Origin of the sequence: Mesorhizobium sp. M1396 (assembly GCF_040317725.1) — a bacterium.
Lineage (GTDB): Bacteria > Pseudomonadota > Alphaproteobacteria > Rhizobiales > Rhizobiaceae > Mesorhizobium.
In genome coordinates this window covers 167717-191714 of record NZ_JAMYLA010000003.1, presented here as the reverse complement: position 1 = coordinate 191714, position 23998 = coordinate 167717, and the positions used below count along the sequence as shown (strand labels likewise).

Annotated in this window: 19 protein-coding genes and 1 pseudogene; 16 read left to right on the top strand and 4 right to left on the bottom strand. The window is 61.3% G+C overall.

Annotated elements, in window-relative coordinates; all coding sequences use genetic code 11:
• Nucleotides 1-303 precede the first annotated feature (303 nt).
• From rpsM to NKH02_RS03465, 13 genes are all read left to right on the top strand, one after another.
• Nucleotides 304-672 (top strand): 30S ribosomal protein S13, encoded by a 369-nt coding sequence (gene rpsM, locus NKH02_RS03525; protein ID WP_023757968.1) that lies wholly within the window; start codon nucleotides 304-306, stop codon nucleotides 670-672.
• A 124-nt stretch (nucleotides 673-796) separates the two neighbouring features.
• The gene (rpsK, locus tag NKH02_RS03520) at nucleotides 797-1186 is read left to right on the top strand and encodes a 30S ribosomal protein S11 (protein WP_006205444.1); all 390 of its coding nucleotides are present in this window, start codon (nucleotides 797-799) and stop codon (nucleotides 1184-1186) included.
• A gap of 105 nt (nucleotides 1187-1291) precedes the next feature.
• Nucleotides 1292-2302 carry a DNA-directed RNA polymerase subunit alpha gene (locus tag NKH02_RS03515; RefSeq protein ID WP_352487615.1) on the top strand — a complete coding sequence of 337 codons (1011 nt, stop codon included), beginning with the start codon at nucleotides 1292-1294 and terminating at the stop codon, nucleotides 2300-2302.
• A 104-nt stretch (nucleotides 2303-2406) separates the two neighbouring features.
• Complete coding sequence (gene rplQ / locus NKH02_RS03510) at nucleotides 2407-2838, top strand: 50S ribosomal protein L17 (protein WP_027044984.1); 432 nt, start codon at nucleotides 2407-2409, stop codon at nucleotides 2836-2838.
• A 202-nt stretch (nucleotides 2839-3040) separates the two neighbouring features.
• A complete protein-coding gene (locus NKH02_RS03505; RefSeq protein WP_352868314.1) occupies nucleotides 3041-4528 on the top strand; it encodes a Do family serine endopeptidase in 1488 nt (495 codons plus the stop codon).
• Nucleotides 4529-4570: 42 nt separating this feature from the next.
• Nucleotides 4571-5878, top strand: a complete 1308-nt coding sequence (locus NKH02_RS03500; RefSeq protein WP_352868317.1) for a replication-associated recombination protein A — start codon at nucleotides 4571-4573, stop codon at nucleotides 5876-5878.
• Between the two features lie 287 nt (nucleotides 5879-6165).
• Nucleotides 6166-6996: an aspartyl/asparaginyl beta-hydroxylase domain-containing protein gene (locus NKH02_RS03495; protein WP_352868319.1), complete on the top strand. Its 831-nt coding sequence runs from the start codon at nucleotides 6166-6168 to the stop codon at nucleotides 6994-6996.
• A gap of 174 nt (nucleotides 6997-7170) precedes the next feature.
• The gene (locus tag NKH02_RS03490) at nucleotides 7171-8829 is read left to right on the top strand and encodes a hypothetical protein (RefSeq protein WP_352876397.1); all 1659 of its coding nucleotides are present in this window, start codon (nucleotides 7171-7173) and stop codon (nucleotides 8827-8829) included.
• A gap of 79 nt (nucleotides 8830-8908) precedes the next feature.
• Entirely contained in the window at nucleotides 8909-9283 is a 375-nt protein-coding gene (gene crcB, locus NKH02_RS03485; RefSeq protein ID WP_352876395.1) for a fluoride efflux transporter CrcB, read from the top strand.
• A 61-nt stretch (nucleotides 9284-9344) separates the two neighbouring features.
• Nucleotides 9345-10325, top strand: a complete 981-nt coding sequence (locus tag NKH02_RS03480; protein WP_352876392.1) for an RluA family pseudouridine synthase — start codon at nucleotides 9345-9347, stop codon at nucleotides 10323-10325.
• 62 nt (nucleotides 10326-10387) lie between these two features.
• Entirely contained in the window at nucleotides 10388-11260 is an 873-nt protein-coding gene (locus NKH02_RS03475) for a DMT family transporter (protein WP_352876414.1), read from the top strand.
• 12 nt (nucleotides 11261-11272) lie between these two features.
• Complete coding sequence (locus NKH02_RS03470) at nucleotides 11273-12064, top strand: ATP12 family chaperone protein (protein ID WP_352868325.1); 792 nt, start codon at nucleotides 11273-11275, stop codon at nucleotides 12062-12064.
• A 194-nt stretch (nucleotides 12065-12258) separates the two neighbouring features.
• Nucleotides 12259-14148, top strand: a complete 1890-nt coding sequence (locus NKH02_RS03465) for an MFS transporter (RefSeq protein ID WP_352876389.1) — start codon at nucleotides 12259-12261, stop codon at nucleotides 14146-14148.
• Between the two features lie 66 nt (nucleotides 14149-14214).
• Here NKH02_RS03465 and NKH02_RS03460 read toward each other — a convergent pair whose 3' ends face one another.
• Nucleotides 14215-14412, bottom strand: a complete 198-nt coding sequence (locus NKH02_RS03460) for a DUF2735 domain-containing protein (protein ID WP_352868329.1) — start codon at nucleotides 14410-14412, stop codon at nucleotides 14215-14217.
• 315 nt (nucleotides 14413-14727) lie between these two features.
• Here NKH02_RS03460 and NKH02_RS03455 point away from each other — a divergent pair, with 315 nt between their 5' ends.
• The gene (locus NKH02_RS03455) at nucleotides 14728-15768 is read left to right on the top strand and encodes a glutamine synthetase beta-grasp domain-containing protein (RefSeq protein ID WP_352868330.1); all 1041 of its coding nucleotides are present in this window, start codon (nucleotides 14728-14730) and stop codon (nucleotides 15766-15768) included.
• A 1059-nt stretch (nucleotides 15769-16827) separates the two neighbouring features.
• Here NKH02_RS03455 and glnA read toward each other — a convergent pair.
• Both glnA and NKH02_RS03445 read right to left on the bottom strand, forming a co-directional pair.
• Entirely contained in the window at nucleotides 16828-18237 is a 1410-nt protein-coding gene (glnA, locus tag NKH02_RS03450) for a type I glutamate--ammonia ligase (RefSeq protein ID WP_352868332.1), read from the bottom strand.
• A gap of 63 nt (nucleotides 18238-18300) precedes the next feature.
• Nucleotides 18301-18639, bottom strand: a complete 339-nt coding sequence (locus NKH02_RS03445; protein WP_006205430.1) for a P-II family nitrogen regulator — start codon at nucleotides 18637-18639, stop codon at nucleotides 18301-18303.
• A 359-nt stretch (nucleotides 18640-18998) separates the two neighbouring features.
• On the opposite strand from NKH02_RS03445, the pseudogene NKH02_RS03440 reads away from it, so the two are divergent.
• Nucleotides 18999-20526: pseudogene (locus NKH02_RS03440) on the top strand (NAD(P)H-hydrate dehydratase).
• A gap of 89 nt (nucleotides 20527-20615) precedes the next feature.
• Here the strand turns inward: NKH02_RS03440 and NKH02_RS03435 are convergent.
• The gene (locus NKH02_RS03435) at nucleotides 20616-22148 is read right to left on the bottom strand and encodes an acyl-CoA carboxylase subunit beta (protein WP_013531455.1); all 1533 of its coding nucleotides are present in this window, start codon (nucleotides 22146-22148) and stop codon (nucleotides 20616-20618) included.
• A gap of 407 nt (nucleotides 22149-22555) precedes the next feature.
• Here NKH02_RS03435 and NKH02_RS03430 point away from each other — a divergent pair, with 407 nt between their 5' ends.
• Nucleotides 22556-23971, top strand: a complete 1416-nt coding sequence (locus NKH02_RS03430) for a DEAD/DEAH box helicase (RefSeq protein WP_352868339.1) — start codon at nucleotides 22556-22558, stop codon at nucleotides 23969-23971.
• Nucleotides 23972-23998: the final 27 nt, after the last annotated feature.

The window sequence follows — 23998 nt, the reverse complement described above, 5'->3', positions numbered from 1 at the left end:
CAGTGCATCCTCCAAAGAATCAGATGCTCTCGACAGATTCAGCTCCCAAACCCCTTGTCACGCGTTAACTCACCCGATTGCCCTGGGGGAATTAACGATTGCACTTGACGGAAGCGGTTCGCTGCGGTATGGCGGCCCGTCTTCCTATCAGGCATGGGCTTTGCTTGTCCGCAAGGGCAAGGCAGCCGCTTTGAACTGGAAACTCCCGCATGGGCCGGCCTCCACCGGACGCGGGGCAACTGAAGATAGCGCTGGACCCCGCCTTTCTGAAGGTTGGCCGGCCCACATGGAGAAGAGAAGAACATGGCTCGTATAGCCGGCGTCAACATTCCGACCAACAAGCGCGTCGTCATTGCGCTTCAATACATTCACGGCATTGGCAAGAAGTTCGCCCAGGAGATCGTCGACAAGGTCGGCATCCCGGCCGAACGTCGCGTCAACCAGCTCACCGACGCGGAAGTGCTGCAGATCCGCGAGGCGATCGACCGCGATTATCAGGTCGAGGGCGACCTGCGTCGCGAAGTCTCGATGAACATCAAGCGGCTCATGGACCTCGGCTGCTACCGTGGCCTGCGTCACCGCCGCTCGCTGCCGGTTCGCGGCCAGCGCACGCATACCAATGCGCGCACCCGCAAGGGCCCGGCCAAGTCGATCGCCGGCAAGAAGAAGTAATTTGGTGAATGGTGAAATAGTGAATGGTGAATGGCTTTGGTCTATTCACCATTCACTATTCACCGCTCACTCAGGTGGAGCCGCTGGCATTACGGCGGTGTAGAGATCAACTGAAAGGACCATCATGGCCAAGGAAGCCGCCCGTGTTCGCCGTCGCGAACGCAAGAACATTTCGTCGGGCGTTGCCCACGTCAATTCGACCTTCAACAACACGATGATCACCATCACCGACGCGCAGGGCAATTCGATTGCCTGGTCGTCGGCCGGTGCCCAGGGCTTCAAGGGTTCGCGCAAGTCGACCCCGTTCGCTGCCCAGATGGCTGCCGAGGATGTTGCCAAGAAGGCCCAGGAACACGGCATGCGCATGCTCGAAGTCGAGGTCTGCGGACCCGGCTCCGGTCGTGAATCGGCACTGCGCGCCCTGCAGGCGGCTGGCTTCACCATCACCTCGATCCGTGATGTGACGCCGATCCCGCACAATGGCTGCCGCCCGCGCAAGAAGCGCCGCGTCTAAGCAATTTACCGAACGTCGCGCGAGCGCCCTTTGGGGCGCTCCTCCACGGCATTCCAGGTCGCCCGCCACGATTGGATGGTGGCGGGTCAACGGAAGGAAAGCATCATGATCCAGAAAAATTGGCAGGAACTGATCAAGCCGAACAAGATCGAGTTCTCGTCGAAGAAGAAGACGCTGACCACGCTGGTCGCCGAGCCGCTCGAGCGTGGCTTTGGCCTGACGCTGGGCAACGCGCTGCGCCGCGTGCTTCTGTCTTCGCTGCGCGGTGCGGCTGTTACCGCCGTGCAGATCGACGGCGTTCTGCATGAATTCTCGTCCATCGCCGGCGTGCGCGAGGACGTCACCGATATCGTCTTGAACATCAAGGAAATCGCCATCCGAATGGAAGGCGATGGCCCCAAGCGCATGGTCGTTCGCAAGCAGGGACCCGGTGCGGTTCTTGCCGGCGACATCCAGACGGTTGGCGACGTCGAGATCCTCAACCCCGACCACGTCATCTGCACGCTGGACGAGGGCGCGGAAATCCGCATGGAATTCACCGTCGACACCGGCAAGGGTTACGTGCCGGCCGACCGCAACCGCGCCGAAGACGCGCCGATCGGGCTCATCCCGGTCGACAGCCTCTATTCGCCGGTCAAGAAGGTTTCCTACAAGGTCGAGAACACCCGCGAGGGCCAGGTTCTCGACTATGACAAGCTGACCATGACGATCGAGACCGACGGTTCGATCACCGGCGAGGACGCGGTGGCTTTCGCCGCCCGCATCCTGCAGGACCAGCTCGGCCTGTTCGTCAACTTCGACGAACCGCAGAAGGAAGTCGCCACCGAGGCCGTCACCGAGCTCGCCTTCAACCCGGCGCTGCTCAAGAAGGTCGACGAGCTCGAGCTTTCGGTGCGTTCGGCCAACTGCCTGAAGAACGACAACATCGTCTATATCGGCGACCTGATCCAGAAGACCGAAGCCGAGATGCTGCGCACCCCGAACTTCGGCCGCAAGTCGCTGAACGAGATCAAGGAAGTCCTGGCGGCGATGGGCCTGCACCTCGGTATGGAAGTGCCGGACTGGCCGCCGGAAAACATCGAAGACCTCGCCAAGCGTTACGAAGACCAATATTGAGCATGAATTCCAAGGATCGGCGGCGTGGGCCGCTCGATCCGACGGTCATGCGGAAAACCATCAGAGGCTGCGGCCTCTTGAGCAACTGAAGAAGGAAAAGAGCCATGCGCCACGGTTTCAAAGGCCGCCGCTTCGCCCGAAGCATTAGCCATCGCAAGTCGATGTTCGCCAACCTCGCCGTGTCGCTGCTCGAGCACGAGCAGATCGTCACCACCCTGCCGAAGGCGAAGGATTTGCGTCCGATCGTCGAGAAGCTGGTGACGCTCGGCAAGCGCGGCGACCTGCACGCCCGCCGCCAGGTGATCGCGCAGATCGGCAATGAAGGCGTCGTCAAGCGCCTGTTCGACACCATCGCCCCGCGCTACGCCACCCGCAACGGCGGCTATCTGCGCATCATGAAGGCGGGCTTCCGCCACGGTGATAACGCTGCCATGGCGGTCATCGAATTCGTCGATCGCGATACCTCGGCCAAGGGCGCCGGCGACCGCGCCCGTATCGAGGCCGAAGGTACCGAAGCGGACGCCGCGGCCGCATAAGGCTCGGTTTTCCGTATTGAATTCAAAGGGGCCCGCGGGCCCCTTTTTGGTTTTCTGAAAGCGATGGATGGAGATCAGAGCCGATCTCCTGGCGCGAAACGAGGGTCTTTGGCCTCAAAATAATCGGATTTCAGCAGCTTAGCCTTTCATTTCGCACAATCGTCGGGACAATGCCCCCGAACTCGCCCTGGAGGATTCGTGAATGCGCGCCAACCGACTGCCCCTTGTTCTGCTCTTCGCCATGATGGCGTTTGCGGCCGCACCGGTGGCCAGGCAGGCATTGGCCGAGGAGACAAAGACCGATCCCGGCCTGTCGGACGTGCTGACGGACCTGCTGCATGGCGTTGAAGGCGAGAACGCGACGTCCGGTCCCGACAAACGCGTTCCGTTCGGTCGTGAGGAGGTGCAGCTCTCGTTTGCGCCGCTGGTCAAGCAGACGGCGCCGGCCGTGGTCAATGTCTATGCCTCGCAGACCGCCAAGGTGACGTCGCCCTTCGACGGAGATCCGTTCTTCGAGGAATTCTTCGGCCGCTCGCAGCCGCGCGCTCAGTCGTCGCTCGGGTCCGGCGTGCTGGTCGACCCGACCGGCGTCGTGGTCACCAATTACCACGTCATCAAGGATGCCGATCAGGTCAAGGTGGCGACCGCGGACGGGCGTGAATTCGACAGCAAGGTGCTGCTCAAGGACGAGACGTTCGATCTTGCCGTGCTTAAGATCTCCTCGGACAAGCCGTTTCCGGTGATTGCCATCGGCGATTCCGACGCGCTTGAGGTCGGCGATCTGCTGCTGGCCATCGGCAACCCCTTCGGCGTCGGCCAGACCACGACCAGCGGCATCGTCTCGGCACTTGCCCGCAGCCATATCGGCGTGTCGGATTCCAGCTTCTTCATCCAGACCGACGCTGCCATCAACCCCGGCAATTCCGGCGGCGCGCTGATCAACATGGGCGGCCAGCTGGTCGGCATCAACACGGCCATCTACAGCCGCGGCGGTGGTTCGATCGGCATCGGCTTCGCCATTCCCTCGAACATGGTTCGCGCCTTTGCCGACGCCGCCAAGGCCGGGCTCGACTTCTTCGAGCGGCCCTATATCGGCGCCGAGTTCGAAGCGGTGACGCCGCAGATTGCCGAATCGCTCGGCATGGAGAAGCCGACCGGTGCACTGGTCTCGTCGGTCGAAGCGACCGGACCGGCCGCCAAGGCTGGGCTCAAACCCGGCGACGTCGTGCTGCAGCTCAACGGCAAGCCGGTCGAGAGCATCGAGGCGCTGGACTACCGGATGGCGACGCTGTCGATCGGCACCACTGCAAATTTCGCGGTTCTGACCAAAGGCCAGCAGGCGGCGATGGACATCGCGCTGGAGCGCGCTCCAGAAGGCATGAAGGCTGCTGAACTGACGTTGCATGGCCGCAGCCCCTTCTCGGGCGCAAAGGTCGCGGAACTGTCGCCCCGGCTCGCTCAGCGGCTTGGCCTGCGCACGGACATCAAGGGCGTGACCGTGGTCGACATCAACCGCGACTCGCCGGCCGCCGATTTCGGCTTCCAGCCGGGCGACATCGTGCGCGAGGTGAACGGCACCATCATCGATACCGCGGCGACCCTGGAACTGGCGGCCAAGACGGATACACGCTGGTGGCGCTTTACCGTCGAGCGCGGCGGGCAGATACTGCGTCAAGTGTTGCGTTATTAGAGCAGGTCCCTTTGGGCTCATGCTCCAACCAAAAAGAAATGCATGGCCGATCTGTTCAGCGTCGATGAACCGGAAAAAGCGTCGCCCGGGCGGCCGCTGGCCGACAGGCTGCGGCCGAGAAACCTTGGCGAGGTCGTCGGCCAGGAACATCTGACCGGCCCTGACGGCGCGCTGACCAGGCTGATCGGTTCCGGCTCGCTCGGCTCGATGATCTTCTGGGGGCCGCCCGGCACCGGCAAGACCACGGTGGCGCGGTTGCTGGCCGGCGAAACCAGTCTCGCCTTCGAGCAGATATCGGCGGTGTTTTCCGGCGTCGCCGATCTGAAAAAAGTGTTTGAAGCGGCCAAGCTGCGCCGTACGAACGGCCGCCAGACCTTGCTGTTCGTCGACGAGATCCATCGCTTCAACCGCGCCCAGCAGGACAGTTTTCTCCCTGTCATGGAGGACGGGACCGTCGTGCTGGTCGGCGCCACGACCGAGAATCCGTCCTTCGAGTTGAATGCCGCTCTGCTGTCGCGCGCGCGCGTCCTGGTCTTCCATTCGTTGGGCGAGGAGAGCATCGCCAAGCTGATAGCGCGGGCCGAGGAGGCCGAGGGCAGGGCGCTGCCGCTCGACGACGAGGCACGAACGATGCTCATCCGCATGAGCGATGGCGACGGTCGCGCGTCGCTGACGCTTGCCGAAGAGGTCTGGCGGGCGGCAAAGCCCGGCGAGGTCTTCGATCCCGAAGGACTGCAGCGCATCGTCCAGCGCCGCGCGCCGATCTACGACAAAGGGCAGGACGGCCATTACAATCTGATCTCGGCGCTGCACAAATCGGTGCGTGGCTCCGACCCCGACGCGGCTCTCTATTATCTTGCGCGCATGTTCGATGCCGGCGAGGATCCGCTCTATCTTGGCCGCCGGCTGGTGCGCATGGCGATGGAGGATATCGGGCTTGCCGATCCGCAGGCGCTGGTCGTCGCCAACGCCGCCAAGGATGCCTACGATTATCTAGGCTCGCCCGAGGGCGAACTGGCTTTTGCCGAGGCCACCGTCTATCTCGCAACCGCGCCCAAATCAAACGCCGTCTACAACGCGTTCAAGGCAGCCACGCGAGCCGCGAAGGAACACGGCTCGCTGCTGCCGCCCAAGCACATCCTCAACGCACCGACGAAGCTGATGAAAGCGGAGGACTACGGCGCCGGCTACCGGTATGATCATGACGAGCCGGATGCCTTTTCGGGCCAGGACTATTTTCCGGAGAAGATGGGCCGCCAGACCTTTTATGATCCGCCCGAGCGCGGCTTCGAGCGCGACATCAGGAAGCGGCTCGATTATTGGGCGAAGCTGCGCAAAGAACGGGAATAGCTGGCTTGCGTGAACCGGTCGTCGTCACGCGTCGAAACGAGGTTTCGCCGTCGGCTTCGAATTCCTGGTTGGCGATCTGGTCCCCGGGGAAAAATGGGACGAGCTTGGCCTGCCGGCGGTGCGTTGACCGATAGTGGCAGGCTTCACAAGGCAGCCAGCCGGCCGCGATAGCAGGGGCCGTTGTGTGGTAACCCAAAAAACCTTATCAAGGCGCACGACCGGGCGGTGGTCGTTGCCGTGATTTGGGCACCTCATTCGCAACAGGATCGCGCGTCGCGCGTGGAAAAATGACAAAAACCCTTCGCAAATCCCTACGCAAATTCGCAATTGCCATCCCGCTTCTCGCCCTTGGCTTCTATTTCATTCCCATCCTGACGACGATCTTCATCGTTTGCGGCCTGATCGACGTGCTGCGTAACGATCGCAAGGATCTGTCGCTTTTCAGCGGCTACTTCCTCGGCAACGGCCTGTTCACCTGGCTGCTTTCGCCGTTCAATCTGCTGGTGGACCTGCTGTGCTACAGAAATCCAGGCGTCTGGAAGCTGGAGCAGTTTCCCGCCGACTATCAGCGCGAGGTCAATGAGGTCCTGGACATTTTCAAGGCACGCAAGGACGAGATCATCGCCGATATCGACGCCAATTTCGGCGCCGGCCGGCGCGGCATGTATGTCTACCAGTGGTACGGCAAGCACAAGATCGACAACGTCGCCGAGTTCAACAAGGATTTCAAATACATCAAGACCATCGCCGTTTCCGTCTTCAGCAAGCGCGAGTCGACCTCCTGGCACTTCGGCCCGCTGCGGCTCAGCCTGCGCATCCTTTACAATCTGATTCCGGTGGAATCCGAGATTTTCATCGAGTGCGGCAACGTCAAGAACTACTGGTACGACAATCCGCTGTTCATCTTCGACGACACGCTGCTGCATCGCTCGGTCAACGAGTATGACGGCCGCCGCTACTGCGTGTTCATGGACATCATCCGTCCATCCCCGGTTCCCGGCCTGATCGCGGCCATGCTCGCCATCGTCTCGGTGAGCGTCGAGCGCATCAATTCCATGTTCTACAAGAACTGGAAGATGATCGGTTCGACCAAGCCGAAGAAGACCGAGACGACCTGAGCTTGAGATCATCGATGCTGCCGGCTCTGTCGGCAGCATCGGATCGCCCTGCATGTGTGAGACCTGGCCATCTTGCGGGCCACTGATGCGCCGGAACGGCTCTTGGCTGCGTAAACGATAGTCCCGGGCCTTTGGCTTCGACAGTTCTCCCTCTTCTCCTCCTGGCGGCCTCAAGTGACGAAGAACAGCTCTCTCGGAGTTTTGGCAAGAACGTATCTATGCACCGTTCTGCTGGGAATTGCCCTTGCAGCCATTTATGTAAGTCTTGAAGAGCCTGTCTATTATTGGGACTTCACTGCCTATTTCGACACGTTTAATCGGCAGGGCGCGCTCTTGGCCGACAGCCCTCTCCAGTGGCTCAGCCAATTGCGGACCTCAATCGCAACGGATGATTACAGCGCGGCAATTTTGGTGCCGCTGATGCCGTTTCACATGGTTTTCGGCGGTTCGAGGCTTTCATACATCGCCGGGATAGTCGCGGCTTACTTGGTTCCGACCGCTCTTTTCATAGGCAAAATGAGCTATCTGGAGGCGGCCACCGGGACCTCTTCATCGCGAAGCTGGCTCACTGTCTGGATTGCGGCCTTTCTCTACACGCCGTTTTGGGCGGCGACGTTTCGTGGGTTGCCTGACATTGCCGGCTGCCTCGCGCTTTCTGCGGCAACCTATTTTCTTTGGAAATCGAAGTTCCTGACCCATGAACCGGTGACCAGCGGAATACGCGTTGGCATCTGCCTGTGGTTGGCGTTCGTGCTACGCCGCTGGTATGCCTATTCGGTTATAGGGCTCGGAATTTCCGCTGCCTTCTTCTGCTTGTTGCAGGTCGCAAAAGACCGGAATTTTCCGGCACTCCGGAATGCCGTCATAGGGGGCTTGTGTGCGATTCTCGTTGTTGCCGGAGCCGCATTGGCGTTCCAGCAACTTCTGATCCTCAAGATTCTGGGAACCAGCTACGGCGATCTTTACAGCGGGTACAAGACGAACTTCGTTTCGCAGATTGACGAGGTAGGGTCCCGGCTCAGCTATGTGAACTGGCTGTTGATCGTACTGGGCCTTTATATCTCTGTTGTACGCCGGAACGGATTTCCCTTGTTCTGTGCCGTCGCTTCGGCACTCACCTTTTTTCTCTTTACCCGGATGCAGGATCCGGACCGCCATCATTCAATGCCAATGTTTCTCTGGCTCTTCCCTGCATATGCCCAGGCAATCGTTGCGATCGTTTCGACGCCGGCGCTGAGATCGCGATGGTCAGCCATTGCGATAGCCATTGCTGCTGGGTTGGCGTTTTTTGGTACCTTTTTTCCGCTTGGCCGGCAGTTGCTGTCGCCGATCAGCTACGTTTTTGCCAGGGAAGCCACGCTCCCTCTTCACCTCGACAATCTTCCTGAATACAGACGCCTTGTTGATGACCTTCTTGAAAAAATGGAACCCGAGGACCGTTTTTCGGTATTTGCCTCCAGCTCGGTCATGAGCGACTCGCTGTTGTATGAAATGGATAAAGACCTCTACCCCCGCATCGAGTGGGCTTGTCAGGTTGATAGTCGCGATCAATTCAGGCCGGGAACGTTGAAATCCAGATATGTTGTCGTAACCGACCCGCCCGTCACTCATTTGCAATCGGGTGCACAGATTTGTGTCACGATACCGGACCAATATATTGTCGAGGGCAAAGGCATCGGCGCCGCATATAGGCGCATCGCGGCATATCAGTTGTCCGGCGACGTCAAGGGCTATCTCTACGAACAGGTGCGCCCGGTCAGCACAACGGAAATAGATGCCCTCTACGCCGAGTTCAGGAAGAGATATCCAGGCTGGACGACACCTGAGTGGTGACCAGTTCGACTGGTCTGTGCGGTTCCGCCCACAACACAAGGGATTGACCGAGCCACCCCAGTGCGGGCAGTAAGCGGTCATGTTCAATCTGCTTCTCGTCGTGGTCGGTGGCGGCATCGGCGCCGGCATTCGTCATCTCACCAGCATGGGCGCGCTGCGCCTTGTCGGCCCCAACTATCCCTGGGGCACGATGGTCATCAACATCGTCGGCTCCTTCGCCATGGGCCTGTTCATCGCCATCCTGGCGCGTCGCGGCGGATCGAACGAACTCAGGTTGTTCGTTGCCACCGGCATCCTCGGCGGCTTCACCACTTTCTCAGCCTTTTCGCTCGATTTCGCGACGCTGTGGGAGCGGGGAGTCACGCTGCCGGCGTTCGGATATGCGCTTGCCAGCGTCATTGGCGCCATTATCGCCCTGTTTCTGGGACTTTGGCTCGCAAGAACCGTTTCATAATGCTATTGCCGCGCCGAGAGCAGGGCCGAGCCCTGCCGGAAAACGGATAAGCGAAAAGAATATGGCAGGCGTTGAACAGATCACGGTGGAGGCCGGCGAGGCGGGCATGCGGCTCGATCGCTGGTTCAAGACCCATTTCCCGGGCCTTGGCTTCGGCCATCTGCAAAAGCTGCTGCGCTCCGGCCAGATCCGTGTCGATGGCGGACGGGTCAAGGCCGACACGCGTGTCGAGCCCGGCCAGATGGTGCGTGTCCCGCCGCTCGAGGTGGACAAGAAGGGCGAGAGCGCGCTGACCGGTCACTCGATCCGCAACCAGGGCGATGCCGATGTTCTCGCCAAGATGCTGATCCACGAGGATCCCAAGGTTTTCGTCTTCAACAAGCCGGCGGGCCTTGCCGTGCAGGGCGGCTCCGGCGTCACCCGCAATGTCGACGACATGCTGGAGGCCTGGCGCAACCAGAAGGGCGAGAAGCCGCGCCTGGTGCATCGGCTCGACCGCGACACCTCGGGCGTGCTGGTCGTCGCCCGCACCCGCCTTGCCGCCATGAAGCTCGCTGAAGCGTTTCGCGCTCGCGAGACCAAGAAGACGTATTGGGCGCTGGTCAAGGGCGTGCCGCCGAAGCGCGAGGACAAGATCTCGACCTGGCTGATCAAGGAGCCGACGACGGACGGCGACCGCGTCCGTGTCGCCGCGCATGGCGAAAAGGGCGCCGACCACGCCGTGTCCTACTACCGCATCATCGAGCAGGCGGCGCAGACGATGACCTGGCTGGAGATGGAGCCTTATACCGGCCGCACCCACCAGCTTCGCGTTCATGCCGCGTACATCGGCTGCCCGATCCTGGGCGATCCGAAATATTTCGAGGCCGACACCAACTGGGATTTTCCGGGCGGCATTCAAAACCGCCTGCATCTGCATGCGCGCCGCATTATCATTCCGCATCCGGACAAGGGCGTCATCGACGTCACCGCGCCGATGCCGCCGCACATGCGCCAGAGTTGGAACCTGATCGGCTTCGACGACGCCAGCGCGGAGGACTGATCGTGAGCGGCGCCACCGACGCGCTCGCCACCGATAAGCTTGATCGCCGCGATACGGTCGACATGGCCGCCGCCGCCATCATGGTCGGCCTGACTTTTTCCTGGGGGCTGAACTACGTCGCCGCCAAGATCTCCTATGCCGGCTACGACCCCGTCTTCCTGTCGATCGCGCGTTCGATCATCGGCGGTTTGTGTGTCTTCGCCTGGTGTCGGTGGCGCGGCATAGCGCTGTTCACGCGCGACGGGACATTGCTCGCCGGCATCGCCGTCGGCGCGCTTTTCGGCATCGAGTTCCTTTGCCTTTATGTAGGTCTGGAGCATACGACCGTCGCCCGCAACACGCTGCTGGTCAACACGATGCCGTTCTGGATGCTGATCGGCGGCCATTTCCTGCTCGGCGAGCACATCACCTTGAGGAAATTCCTCGGCCTGCTGCTGGCCTTTGCAGGCCTCGCCGCAGTGTTTTCCGACAAGCTTGGTGGTAGTGGAGACATGCTGTTCGGCGATCTCCTGAGCCTCGGCTCCGGATTTTTCTGGGCCTTGACCAACATCCTCATCAAGCGGTCGAAACTGGTCAAGGCGAGCGCCGAAAAGCTTTTGCTTTATCAACTCGCCGGTGCTGCAATCGTCGGAATATTGGTGCTGCCTCTGGCCGGCCCACCCGTTCGCGACCCGACCGTGCTGCCGACGTTGGCTTTGTTTTTCCAGGCGGTTTACATCGTCGCCTTCACCTATGTGTTGTGGTTCTGGCTGCTGCGGCGCTATCCGGCGTCAGGCCTGTCCAGTTTCACCTTCCTGTCGCCGGTTTTCGGCGTTTTGTGCGGTGCCATGTTCTTGAATGAGCCGCTGACCATGCGCATTTTCCTGGCACTTGGCCTGATTGCCGCCGGCCTGATCATCGTCAACCGGCCGGTGCGCAAGCTGACGCCGGTGTGAGAGAGACCTTCTATGCGTGATATCCTCAACGACCTCGAAGCGGGCAAATATCTTTCCGATCCCGATCCGGTGCGTCGCGCCCAGATCCAAATGAAGACGCATCTGCCTAAGCGCTTCTACAAGACCGTCTCGGTCGCGCCGGTGGAGAACGGCTTTGCCGTGCATCTCGACGGCAAGCCGGTGCGCACGCCGGGTAAGGCGCTGCTGGTGCTGCCGACCGAGGCGGCGGCAGCGCTCGTCGCCGATGAGTTCGCCGCCCAGGGCGAGACCATCGATCCGGTGACAATGCCGGTTATGCGGCTTGTGAACACCGCCATCGATGGCGTCGCCAGCGATCCGCAGGCAGTGCTGGAAGACATTCTGCGCTTTGCCTCGTCCGATCTGCTCTGCTACCGTGCCGACGTGCCGCAAGGGCTGGTGGAGCGGCAGAACGAACATTGGGATCCGGTCCTCGATTGGGCGAGGGGGACGCTCGGGGCTCGCTTCAATCTCGCCGAGGGCATCATCCACGTCGAGCAGCCGCGCGAAACCATCGCCGTGCTGGGCAGCCATCTTGCCCAACGGGCCGAACCGCTGCGGCTCGCAGCCATCCATGTGATGACCTCGCTGACCGGCTCCGCGCTGCTGGCGCTGGCTGTCGATTTCGGCGCGCTCGACGCAGAGGGTGCCTGGGCTGCCGGGCATGTCGACGAGGACTGGCAGATCGAGCATTGGGGGCAGGATGCGGAGGCCGTCGCGCGCCGCTCGGCCCGCAAGCGCGACATGATGGCTGCCGCCGGCTTGCTCGAGGCGCTCAAGGGATGACGGCTCCGCCGCTCGCTCTGCTTCATCCCGCAACGCACCTAATACCAAAGTCATAATCCCAAAGACGCGCTGCCTTTGGGCAGCACTTTCTGTCATTTTTCCCGTTGATGGCTGCCCTGAGTCCGCGTTCGGAGGAGAACACGGATGTTGACGCGCAGCTTCGAGGACAACGGGTCTCACGGGAGGAAAACACAATGGCAATCGCATCGACCGCCGGCGGAACGAGCCGCGGCATGACGCGGGAAGAGAAGAAGGTCATCTTCGCTTCCTCGCTCGGCACCGTTTTCGAATGGTACGATTTTTATCTCTACGGCTCGCTCGCGGTGTTCATCGGCTCGACGTTTTTCAGTCCGACCATTCCGGAAGCGACGCGCAATATCTTCGCGCTGCTTGCTTTCGCCGCCGGCTTTCTGGTGCGCCCGTTCGGTGCACTGCTGTTCGGCCGCATCGGTGACCTCGTCGGCCGCAAATATACGTTCCTTGTCACCATGACGATCATGGGCCTGTCGACCTTCCTGGTCGGTCTGCTGCCTGGATATGCGACCTTGGGCATCGCCGCCCCGGTGATCCTGATCATCCTGCGCATGCTGCAGGGCCTGGCGCTGGGTGGCGAATATGGCGGCGCGGCCACTTACGTCGCCGAGCACGCCCCGGACAACCGGCGGGGCTACTACACCTCATGGATCCAGACGACGGCGACGCTCGGCCTGTTCCTGTCGCTGATTGTGATCCTGATCGTACAGGCTTCACTGAGCAAGGAAAGCTATGCTGCCTGGGGCTGGCGTATTCCGTTCATCGTCTCCTTCCTGCTGCTCGGCGTCTCGATCTGGATCCGGCTTTCGCTCTCCGAATCGCCGACCTTCCAGCGCATGAAGGATGAGGGCAAGGGCTCCAAGGCGCCGCTGACGGAAGCCTTCGGCCAATGGAAGAATGCCAGGATTGCCCTGCTGGCGCTGCTCGGCCTCACCGCCGGTCAGGCCGTGGTGTGGTACAACGGCCAGTTCTACGCGCTGTTCTTCCTGACCAACGTGCTCAAGGTCGACGCGCAGTCGGTCAACATCATGATCGCCATCGCACTGGCGATCGGATCGATCTTCTTCGTCGTCTTCGGCTGGCTCTCCGACAAGATCGGCCGCAAGCCGATCATCATGGCTGGCCTGGCTTTGGCTATCGTCTGTACCTTCCCGCTGTTCAAGGCGCTGACCTGGGCTGCCAATCCGGCGCTTGCCACGGCGCAGCAGAGCACCCGCGCCACGGTGACGGCTGCACCCGGCGACTGCAGGTTCCAGTTCAATCCGGTCGGCACGGCGAAATTCACGACGTCGTGTGACATCGCAACGTCGTTCCTGACCAAGAACTCTGTTCCTTATGACGTGGTGTCGACGGCTGCGGCCGGAACAGCCGCATCGGTCAAGATCGGCAACGAGACGGTGGCTTCCTATGACGCCGTCGCCGCTGGCGATCAGGCCAAGGCCAAGGACGCAGCCTTCGTGAAAGCCGTCAACATGGCTTTGAAAGACGGAGGCTATCCGCTGAAGCGTGCGGCGATCAAGGTTGCGGACCAGAAGCTCGACGCGTTTGTCGCCGCCAACCCGGAACTGAAGCTGGATGCTGCCGCGATCCGCGCCGGTGAAAAGGCTACTGTGCCGATCGACCAGGCGGTGAAGGACAAGCTGCTGACCACCGATGAAGCAGCGGGTGCGCCCGAAGTCACCGTCTACAATATCCCGGCTGGCGGCGCGTTCGCTATGTTTGCCGACCCGGCGGCCGTCAACTGGCCAATGACCATCGGTATCCTGTTCGTCCTGGTCCTGTTCGTGACCATGGTCTACGGGCCGATCGCGGCGATCTTGGTCGAGATGTTCCCGACCCGCATTCGCTACACCGGCATGTCGCTGCCCTACCACATCGGCAATGGCTGGTTCGGAGGCCTGCTGCCGGCAACGGTGTTTGCCCTGAGTGCCTACAAGGGCGACATATATTATGGCCTCTGGTATCCGGTGGTGATCGCGGCGATGTCGCTGGTCATCGGCATGATCTTCGTGAAGGATACGCTCGGCACCAATCTGCACTCCAAGGAGTAGGCGAATTCAAGCGCCCAAAGGAAAACCCGGCGCGAGCAATCGCGCCGGGTTTTTCTTGTTGTAGGACTAGCTTTTGCGAGGCGGTTCGGCTTCCGCGATGGCAGCCTCGTGGTACCAGGCCTCGCCATGATCAAGCGGATGATCGCGCAAAGAGGCAAGCTCTGCCGCGAACTTAGCCTTCACGCCTAAATTTGAGGCAGCCATGCGCGCTGCCATCGGGAACATCAGGATTTTTGCCGACGGACGGGCTGAGGTGATCTCCATTGGCTGTCTCCTTTCTTCTGCGGACCCTTGCCGATTCATCTTTTCATGAAAGTAAGTCCTGCGAACCATTTAGGCAAGATGCCTAAAGAAAGATCAGTATTTGCATGTTATTTAAGCAGATTCTGCTTCTGGTCGATCGTGGCGCATTGCTTAGGCGGCTCGGCTGCATCGCCGGGATGAACGGGCATTTTTGACGCACCCGGCGCAGCGGAAATGGCACACGAATTGCATTTTATCGACTTGGCAGCTGGGCTGCTGGATGGCTCGGCGCGCCGGCGTCATCCAGGTTCGGTGATCAAGCAACGAGAGGCTAGAATGACGAAATACAAGCTCGAGTACATTTGGCTCGATGGATACACTCCGGTCCCCAACCTTCGCGGCAAGACGCAGATCAAGGAATTCGCCGAATTCCCGACGCTCGAGCAGCTGCCGCTGTGGGGCTTCGACGGTTCCTCGACCCAGCAGGCCGAGGGGCACAGCTCCGATTGCGTGCTGAAGCCGGTCGCCGTCTATCCCGATCCTGCCCGCACCAACGGCGTGCTGGTCATGTGCGAAGTCATGATGCCCGATGGCGTGACGCCGCATGCCTCCAACAAGCGCGCCACCATCCTCGACGACGAGGGCGCCTGGTTCGGCTTCGAGCAGGAGTATTTCTTCTACAAGGATGGCCGCCCGCTCGGCTTCCCCGAGAGCGGCTATCCCGCACCGCAGGGCCCGTACTACACCGGCGTCGGTTATTCCAATGTCGGCTCCGTCGCGCGCCAGATCGTCGAGGAACATCTCGACCTCTGCCTCGCCGCCGGCATCAACCATGAAGGCATCAACGCCGAAGTGGCCAAGGGCCAGTGGGAATTCCAGATTTTCGGCAAGGGCTCCAAGAAAGCCGCCGACCAGATGTGGATGGCACGCTATTTGATGCAGCGCCTGACCGAGAAATACGGCATCGACATCGAATACCACTGCAAGCCGCTCGGCGACACCGATTGGAATGGCTCGGGCATGCACGCCAACTTCTCGACGGCCTATATGCGCGAAGTCGGCGGCAAGGCTTATTTCGAGGCGCTCATGGCGGCTTTCGACAAGAACCTGATGGATCACATCGCCGTCTACGGACCGGACAACGACAAGCGTTTGACCGGCAAGCACGAGACCGCGCCGTGGAACAGGTTCAGCTATGGCATCGCCGATCGCGGCGCCTCGATCCGCGTGCCGCATTCCTTCATCAACAACGACTACAAGGGCTATCTGGAAGACCGCCGTCCGAACTCGCAGGGCGACCCCTACCAGATCGCCTCGCAGATCCTGAAGACGATCGCTTCGGTCTCGGAAAGCGCCCAGGTTTCGGCCGCGGCTTAAGCCTTCGTCACGGCGCGGACCAAGGGTTTATGCCGTGACCGTCTGAAGTCCATCCAACTAACTATCTGCCCAAGACCCCGGCGAAAGCCGGGGTCTTTTCTGTGATGCAAGTTTGGCGCGCTGTTTGAGCTTTGGAGCGGTCGACGCCATTTCCAATCGACGCAGGTAGTATTGCCTTGCTCAGGGTTGCCGGCGCTTTCGTTGGTCCCTTACAAGCAAACCATCACCCTGTAGGCCTGCTTCCTTATAGAGAGCGATCAAGTCTCTTTGGACGTCGCCCTCCGCCGTCTGAGCCCGATGGCAACGTGGCTGATCATGGTGGTGGCGGCGGTGTACGGTCCCTCCGGCTCGCTAGCAAGAACTCCGGCCAAGGGTCCGGGTTCTTTTCCCGTTAGCCGGCAGATCGCATCCTCGCCAGAACATACCCAGAAAAAGTCAGGCAATTCAGCCGGTCGGAATCCCTCCTACGTCCCCGTCGCCGCCCTGTCCGATTCCGGCGATCACTTGTCAAAAAGCCCGGAAAACAGCGTTTTTTCAGCACTTATTCATGGCAAAGACCCTTCCATAAGCATCTGTTCACGTTGCGAAATCGGCTATCCACGGCCTTCATGGCGGCGTTGACAGGTCGCGGTGCAGCATGCGTATTCGCAGGCCTTGGGGTTACGTCACGCAATGCTGTTCGGACGGGCGGGGTTTTCTTGAACGGCGGCATTGGCGGGGGCGCCGGACGAGCGGTCACTGTAGCCTGAGACAGTGCGCCGCTCGCTCCTGGCTTCATGTTCGCGATCGAACAGTGATCCTCTTGTCATCCATCGCACCTTACTGTGCCTGAGGCCAACGTCACCGGATTGACGTGCCGTGCGCGCCAATGGACCGCGCTCATGAATCCGGGCACGCGCGATCGTCGAAAAGTCAGCGTGGATACGCCGCCCAGTCGGCGCGCGCGAGAGCGGGCCGATCAGTAGGCACGGCGTATTGGAGCGCAGCAAAAAGCCCTTGAAAGAGGAAAATCTTTCAAGGGCCTGAATATCATATTGAATCTTAGTCCGAGATTGGATCTCAGACGGAGTAGTACATGTCGTACTCGACCGGATGCGGGGTCATTTCGAAGCGCATCACTTCGGCCATCTTCAGCTCGATGTAGCTGTCGATCTGGTCGTCGTCGAACACGCCGCCGGCCTTCAGGAAGCCGCGGTCCTTGTCGAGGCTCTGCAGCGCTTCACGCAGCGACCCGCAGACGGTCGGGATCTTTTTCAGTTCCTTCGGCGGCAGATCGTAGAGATCCTTGTCCATCGGCTGGCCGGGGTGGATCTTGTTCTTGATGCCGTCGAGGCCGGCCATCAGCAGCGCCGCGAAGCCGAGATAGGGGTTCGCGCCCGGATCGGGGAAGCGGATCTCGACCCGCTTGGCCTTCGGCGACGAGCCGAACGGGATGCGGCAGGAGGCCGAGCGGTTGCGCGCCGAATAGGCGAGCAGCACCGGCGCTTCATAACCCGGAACCAGACGCTTGTAGGAATTGGTCAGCGGATTGGTGAAGGCGTTGATCGCCTTGGCGTGCTTGATGATGCCGCCGATGTAGAACAGGCAGGTTTCCGACAGCCCGGCATATTCATTGCCGGCGAAGGTCGGCTTGCCGTTCTTCCAGATCGACATGTGGACGTGCATGCCCGAGCCGTTGTCGCCGAAGATCGGCTTCGGCATGAAGGTTGCCGTCTTGCCGTAGGCATTGGCAACCTGATGCACGACGTATTTGTAGATCAGCATCTTGTCGGCGTTGCGCACCAGCGCGTCGAACTTGATGCCGAGTTCGTGTTGGGCAGCCGCCACCTCGTGGTGGTGCTTTTCGACGCGCACGCCCATCTCGGCGAGCACGGTCAGCATTTCCGAGCGCATGTCCTGCGCACTGTCGATCGGCGGTACCGGGAAGTAGCCGCCCTTGATGCGCGGACGGTGGCCGAGATTGCCGGTCTCATAGTCGGTGTCGTCATTAGACGGCAGTTCGGTGGAGTCGAGTTTGAAGCCGGTGTTGTAGGGGTCGGCCTTGTACTTCACGTCGTCGAAGACGAAGAACTCGGCTTCCGGGCCGACAAAAACGGTGTCGCCGATGCCTTCCGACTTCATGTAGGCCTCGGCCTTCTTGGCCGTACCGCGCGGATCGCGATTGTAGGACTCACCCGAAACCGGATCGAGGATGTCACACAGGATGACCATGGTCGACTGGGCGAAGAACGGGTCCATGTGGACGGTGTCCGGATCAGGCATCAGCACCATGTCGGACTCGTTGATGGCCTTCCAACCGGCAATCGACGATCCGTCGAACATCACGCCGTCGGCGAACATGTCTTCCTCGACCTCGATGACATCCATCGTCACGTGCTGCAGCTTGCCCTTCGGGTCCGTGAAGCGCAGGTCGACGAATTTCACGTCGTTGTCCTTGATCTGCTTCATGATGTCTTTGGCTGTCGTCATGTCATGTATCCCTGTGTGATGACGTTTTTTTATGATGACGTTCTAGGAGAATGCGGGGTCGGGTCAGACCGCGTCCATGCCTGTTTCGCCGGTACGGATTCGCACGACTTCCTCGATATTGGAAACGAAGATTTTGCCGTCGCCAATACGGCCGGTCTGCGCCGCCTTGCGGATGGCCTCGATCGCGCCTTCGACCGCATCGTCGCCAAGAACGACCTCGATTTTCACCTTGGGCAGGAAATCGACGACATATTCTGCGCCGCGGTAGAGCTCGGTATGGCCCTTCTGACGACCGAAGCCCTTTGCCTCGGTGACAGTAATGCCCTGCAGTCCGGCCTCCTGAAGCGCTTCCTTCACTTCGTCCAGCTTGAATGGCTTGATGATCGCTTCGATCTTTTTCATGTAAAAAGTGGCCTCCACTGCCAAAAAAACGGGTTGTGAACCCCCGCTTGCGCTTCCATCAAGCACGAACTATGCCAATTAGACGGATTCGAAGCGTTCTCATACGATTTCAAAGTCGCACCGCACCTGGATGCAAATTCACGTCATACGCTACACCGGAAGCGGCATGGGCTGTTGGAGCCTACACAGCGCCGGCACCTGCGTTCGCACAAAGATTAGGCGTATCGCCTATCCTTCAGGCAATCTTGTGCCTGCGATGCCCTCATGCCTACGATATGACTCCTGATCTCGGCAACTCCCCCTTGTTTGCTTCGGATCGAAAATTGGACAATGCTTGATCGAATGCGGATCGGCAATCCATGAGCAACGAACTTCTTGTCCCCGCCGAAATGAGCGAGGCGGATCGGCTGACGATTGCCGCCGGTCCAGTCGACGGCATCGGCCTGATGCGCCGAGCCGGTGAGGCGGTCGCGGCCGAGGTTCTCATGCGATATCCCTCGGCGACGCACGTCCATGTGCTGTGCGGACCCGGCAATAATGGCGGTGATGGCTACGTCGTCGCCCGTATCCTGGCCGACAGCGGCGTCGGCACCACAATCTGGGCATCCGGACCGCCGAGGCCGGAAAGCGATGCGGCGCTCGCGGCCTCGGAATGCCCGATCAAGCCGCGGCCGCTGTCTGGATTTGATGCCGAGGCCGGCTCGATCGTGGTCGACGCGCTCTATGGGGCCGGACTGTCCAAGCCGCTGTCCGGCGATGCCGCGAAAGCTGTCGATACCGCGACAATCCTGCACCTGCCGGTGGTCGCGGTCGACCTGCCGTCGGGCGTCTCGGGAGCCAGCGGCGAAATATTGGGCAGGGCGTTTCGCGCCGAGGTCACCGTCACCTTCGCGCGGAAAAAGCCCGGCCACCTGCTGCTTGCGCGGGCAATGCGGTGAAATCTTGCTCGCCGATATCGGCATCGGCGACGGCATCATCGCCCAGCTAGCCGTCTCGACTTTCGAGAATGGGCCGGACCTGTGGTTGCGGGATTTTCCCGCACCGGCGGTCGACGCGCACAAATACAAGCGCGGCCATGTCGGCGTCTTTTCCGGCGGCCCCAGCGCGACGGGCGCGGCGCGGCTGTCGGCGATGGCCGCCGCGAGAAGCGGGGCAGGGGCGGTCACCGTGCTGTCGCCGCCCAATGCCATGCAGGTGAACGCGACACATCTGACCTCGATCATGCTGCGAGAGGCGGGTTCGCTCGAGGAGGTGCAGGAATTCCTGACGGCGCGCCATCCCGAAGCGTTGGTGTTCGGACCGGGGCTCGGCCCCAAACCCAAGGTCGGCGATTTTGCCCTGCAACTGATCAAGGCTTTGGAGGATGGTGCGCGCGCGTCGGCGACCGCAAGCCACGCAAATGCGATTGTCCTGGACGCCGACGCCATCACATCGCTGGCTCACCAATCCGAGGCATTGTTCGAAGCCGCCCGTCAGCCGAACGCTCCAGCGTTGGTGATAACGCCGCATGAGGGTGAATTCGGCCGACTGTTCCCTGATATCGCGGGGAATGAGACCCTGCCGAAGCTGGCCAAGGCGCGCGCGGCAGCCGAGCGCGCCAATGCCGTCATCGTCTACAAGGGCGCCGACACGGTGATCGCTGCTCCCGATGGCAAAGCGGCGATCAATTCCAACGGCGCGCCGTGGCTGGCCACAGCCGGGTCGGGCGACGTGTTGTCGGGCATCATTGCCGGCCTGCTCGCACAAGGCATGCCGCCCTTCGCGGGAACCTGCGCGGCGGTGTGGCTGCACGCCGAAGCCGGCAGCCGGTTCGGACCCGGTCTGATCGCCGAGGATCTGCCGCTGGCGCTGGTGCCGGTGCTGCGCGAACTCTTCGACGCGCGGTAGCGCAAGCCAATCATCCGATTACCCAACTATTCCAAGCTGCGGAATTTGCATCGCTCGATTATTCCACGCTGAAAACAGGTGCGCGCGCCTCACAGCGGGATGTTGTCGTGCTTCTTCCAGGGGTTCTGCATGTCCTTGTTGCGCAGCATCCTGAGCGCCCGCGCAATACGGCGGCGGGTCGAGTGCGGCATGATCACCTCGTCGACATAGCCACGCTCGGCGGCGACGAAGGGCGACAGGAAGCGATCCTCGTAAGCCTTTGTATGGGCTGCGATCTTTTCGGCGTCGCCAATGTCCTTGCGGTAGATGATCTCGACCGCGCCCCGTGCGCCCATCACCGCGATCTGCGCCGTCGGCCAGGCATAGTTCATGTCGCCGCGCAGATGCTTTGACGCCATCACGTCATAGGCGCCGCCATAGGCCTTGCGGGTGATGACGGTGATCTTCGGCACGGTGGCCTCGGCATAGGCAAACAGCAGTTTGGCGCCATGCTTGATCAGCCCGCCATATTCCTGCGCCGTGCCGGGCAGGAAGCCGGGAACATCGACGAAGGTGACGATCGGGATCGAAAAGCAGTCGCAGAAGCGCACGAAGCGCGCTGCCTTGCGGCTGGCGTCCGAATCGAGCACGCCGGCCAGCACCATCGGCTGGTTGGCGACGAAGCCGACCGTGCGGCCCTCGACGCGTCCGAACCCGGTGACGATGTTCTTGGCGAAATTCTGCTGGATCTCGAAGAAGTCGCCTTCATCGGCGACCTTCAGGATCAGTTCCTTGATGTCGTAAGGCTTGTTGGCATTGTCGGGGATGAGCCGGTCGAGCGACAAATCATGGTCGGTGACCGACTGGTAGCATTCGATCTCGGGAAGCTCTGAAGTGTTGGAAGCCGGAAGCAGGTCGACCAGCCGGCGCATCTGCAGCAGCGCTTCGACGTCATTGTCATAGGCGCCGTCGGCGATGGAGGATTTCGTCGTATGGACAGAGGCGCCGCCGAGGCTCTCGGCGGTCACCGTCTCGTTGGTGACGGTTTTCACCACATCCGGCCCGGTGACGAACATGTAGGAGGTGTCGCGCACCATGAAGATGAAGTCGGTCATGGCAGGCGAATAGACGTCGCCGCCGGCGCAAGGCCCCATGATCACCGAGATCTGCGGAATGACACCGGACGCCAGCACGTTGCGCTGAAAGATCTCGGCGTAACCGCCGAGCGCGGCCACGCCTTCCTGGATGCGCGCGCCGCCCGCGTCATAGAGGCCGATGATCGGCGCACGATTGCGCAGCGCCATCTCCTGCACCTTGATGACCTTCTCGGCATGAGCCTCCGACAGCGAGCCGCCGAACACGGTGAAATCCTTGGCGAAGAGGTAGACCGGGCGGCCGTTGACCGTGCCCCAGCCGGTGACCACGCCGTCGCCGGCGATCTTGGTCTTCTCCATGCCGAAATCGGTCGAACGGTGCTCGACATACATGTCGAATTCCTCGAACGAGCCCTCGTCGAGAAACACCTCGATGCGTTCGCGCGCGGTAAGCTTGCCCTTCTTGTGCTGGGCATCGATGCGCGCCTGGCCACCACCCATGCGGGCGATCTCGCGCCGGCGCTCGAGTTCCTTCAGCACGTCCTTCATCGATTACCTCCCAGGCCAGCGGCATTTCGTGGTAATCGTGCCTGCAGGCGAGCGCAAGCGCTGCTTACGCCCGTGGCCTTTGTTGCGCTGCAGCATGACGCCCCTTGCATTTGGCGGCGAACTGGGCCATATGCGGCGACATAGGCGCTTGGGCCGGGACACTCCGGCCTTCTCGACGAATGAGACTGGTTGCGTCTGTTTTCCCTCTTTCCGGTATATCGGCTCCTCTTTCCGGTACATCACAAAGCGGCGAAAAGCCCCGTGGCATGATGCCCGCGGGCACGACAGCGCAGCCGCGCGGACGGAAACGTCCGCCGCCTTGTCGTTCCATGACAATTTGTTCGACGGCAGGTTGCGCCCTGCCGCCATCGATGTTTGCGGCCGAAGCCGCGTGAAAGAAGATTATTTTGACAAACGAAAACACTTTGCCCGGTAGCAACACCGCGGAACTTACCGGTTTCGCCGCACTGGGTATTACGGGCGCGCTGCTCAAGGCCACCCATAACGCCGGTTTCACCGAACCGAAGCCTATCCAGGCACAGGCGATCCCGCCGCAGATGGAAGGCCGTGACATTTTCGGCATCGCCCAGACGGGGTCCGGCAAGACCGCGGCCTTCGCGCTGCCGATCCTGTCGAAGATCATCGCTCTCGGCACCAAGCGGCGCGCCAAGACGGCGCGTGCGCTGATTCTGGCGCCGACGCGCGAACTCGCCGTGCAGATCGAGGACACCATCAAGATCCTCGCCAAGGGCGCGCATGTCTCGACCGCGCTCGTGCTCGGCGGCGTCTCGCGCTTCAGCCAGGTGAAGAAGGTTGCGCCCGGCGTCGACATCCTGATCGCAACGCCCGGCCGATTGACCGATCTTGTGCGTGAAGGCGACCTCGTGCTTGCCGACACCAAATGGCTGGTGCTCGACGAGGGCGACCGCATGCTCGACATGGGCTTCATCAATGACGTCAAGCGCATCGCCAAGGCGACCGCGCCCGATCGTCAGACGGTGCTGTTCTCGGCGACCATGCCCAATGAGATCGCCGAACTGGCGAAGGGCCTGCTGAAGAACCCGATTCGCGTCGAAGTCGCGCCGCAAAGCACGGCAGCGGCCGAGATCGTGCAAGGCGTCGTCTTTGCCCGCACCAAGCAGAAGCGCCAGGTGCTGTCGACGATGCTCGCCGACGAAGCGATGAAGTCCGTCATCATCTTTTCGCGCACCAAGCATGGTGCCGACAGGGTGACCAAGGACCTCGAGCGCGACGGCTTCAAGGCCGCCGTCATCCACGGCAACAAGTCGCAGAACGCCCGCCAGAAGGCGCTGAACGATTTCCGCGAGGGTTCGGTGCGCATTCTGGTGGCGACCGACATTGCCGCGCGTGGCATCGACGTCCCCGGCATCAGCCATGTCGTGAATTTCGACCTGCCGGACGAAGCGGAGAGCTATGTCCACCGCATCGGCCGCACCGGCCGCAATGGCATGGACGGCATCGCCATTACGCTTTGCGATCCCTCCGAGAACAGCAAGCTGCGCCAGGTCGAGCGCATCATCCGCACCAAGCTGCCGATCGTTGCCGACCATCTCGGCAGCCCCGATCCGCAGCGCAATCCGGCTGAAAAGAACGAGCGCTTCGAACCGGCCAATGACCGCAATGGTCGTCGCGACGGCAGGCGGCCCGGTGGCGAGAACAAAGGCAACGGTTTTGGCAAGAAGCGCTTCGGCGACAAGCCGGCCTTCGCCGGCGAGCGCAAGCCGGAAGGCGCCAAGCCAGCCTTTAAAGGCAACAATAAGCGCCGCTTCGGCGGCAAGCGTCCGGCGGCGCGGGCTGCGTAAGCCAGACCGTATCGCAATCAGTCAGGC

What these genes read in the sequence shown, in the direction of transcription:
- NKH02_RS03465 (WP_352876389.1), top strand. Translation starts at nt 12,259, where the DNA reads ATGGCAATCGCATCGACCGCCGGCGGAACGAGCCGCGGCATGACGCGG.
- NKH02_RS03480 (WP_352876392.1), top strand. Translation starts at nt 9,345, where the DNA reads ATGGCAGGCGTTGAACAGATCACGGTGGAGGCCGGCGAGGCGGGCATG.
- NKH02_RS03445 (WP_006205430.1), bottom strand. Translation starts at nt 18,639, where the DNA reads ATGAAAAAGATCGAAGCGATCATCAAGCCATTCAAGCTGGACGAAGTG.
- rpsM (WP_023757968.1), top strand. Translation starts at nt 304, where the DNA reads ATGGCTCGTATAGCCGGCGTCAACATTCCGACCAACAAGCGCGTCGTC.
- NKH02_RS03435 (WP_013531455.1), bottom strand. Translation starts at nt 22,148, where the DNA reads ATGAAGGACGTGCTGAAGGAACTCGAGCGCCGGCGCGAGATCGCCCGC.
- glnA (WP_352868332.1), bottom strand. Translation starts at nt 18,237, where the DNA reads ATGACGACAGCCAAAGACATCATGAAGCAGATCAAGGACAACGACGTG.
- NKH02_RS03460 (WP_352868329.1), bottom strand. Translation starts at nt 14,412, where the DNA reads ATGGAGATCACCTCAGCCCGTCCGTCGGCAAAAATCCTGATGTTCCCG.
- NKH02_RS03495 (WP_352868319.1), top strand. Translation starts at nt 6,166, where the DNA reads ATGACAAAAACCCTTCGCAAATCCCTACGCAAATTCGCAATTGCCATC.
- NKH02_RS03470 (WP_352868325.1), top strand. Translation starts at nt 11,273, where the DNA reads ATGCGTGATATCCTCAACGACCTCGAAGCGGGCAAATATCTTTCCGAT.
- NKH02_RS03455 (WP_352868330.1), top strand. Translation starts at nt 14,728, where the DNA reads ATGACGAAATACAAGCTCGAGTACATTTGGCTCGATGGATACACTCCG.
- NKH02_RS03515 (WP_352487615.1), top strand. Translation starts at nt 1,292, where the DNA reads ATGATCCAGAAAAATTGGCAGGAACTGATCAAGCCGAACAAGATCGAG.
- rplQ (WP_027044984.1), top strand. Translation starts at nt 2,407, where the DNA reads ATGCGCCACGGTTTCAAAGGCCGCCGCTTCGCCCGAAGCATTAGCCAT.
- crcB (WP_352876395.1), top strand. Translation starts at nt 8,909, where the DNA reads ATGTTCAATCTGCTTCTCGTCGTGGTCGGTGGCGGCATCGGCGCCGGC.
- rpsK (WP_006205444.1), top strand. Translation starts at nt 797, where the DNA reads ATGGCCAAGGAAGCCGCCCGTGTTCGCCGTCGCGAACGCAAGAACATT.
- NKH02_RS03500 (WP_352868317.1), top strand. Translation starts at nt 4,571, where the DNA reads ATGGCCGATCTGTTCAGCGTCGATGAACCGGAAAAAGCGTCGCCCGGG.
- NKH02_RS03475 (WP_352876414.1), top strand. Translation starts at nt 10,388, where the DNA reads ATGGCCGCCGCCGCCATCATGGTCGGCCTGACTTTTTCCTGGGGGCTG.
- NKH02_RS03505 (WP_352868314.1), top strand. Translation starts at nt 3,041, where the DNA reads ATGCGCGCCAACCGACTGCCCCTTGTTCTGCTCTTCGCCATGATGGCG.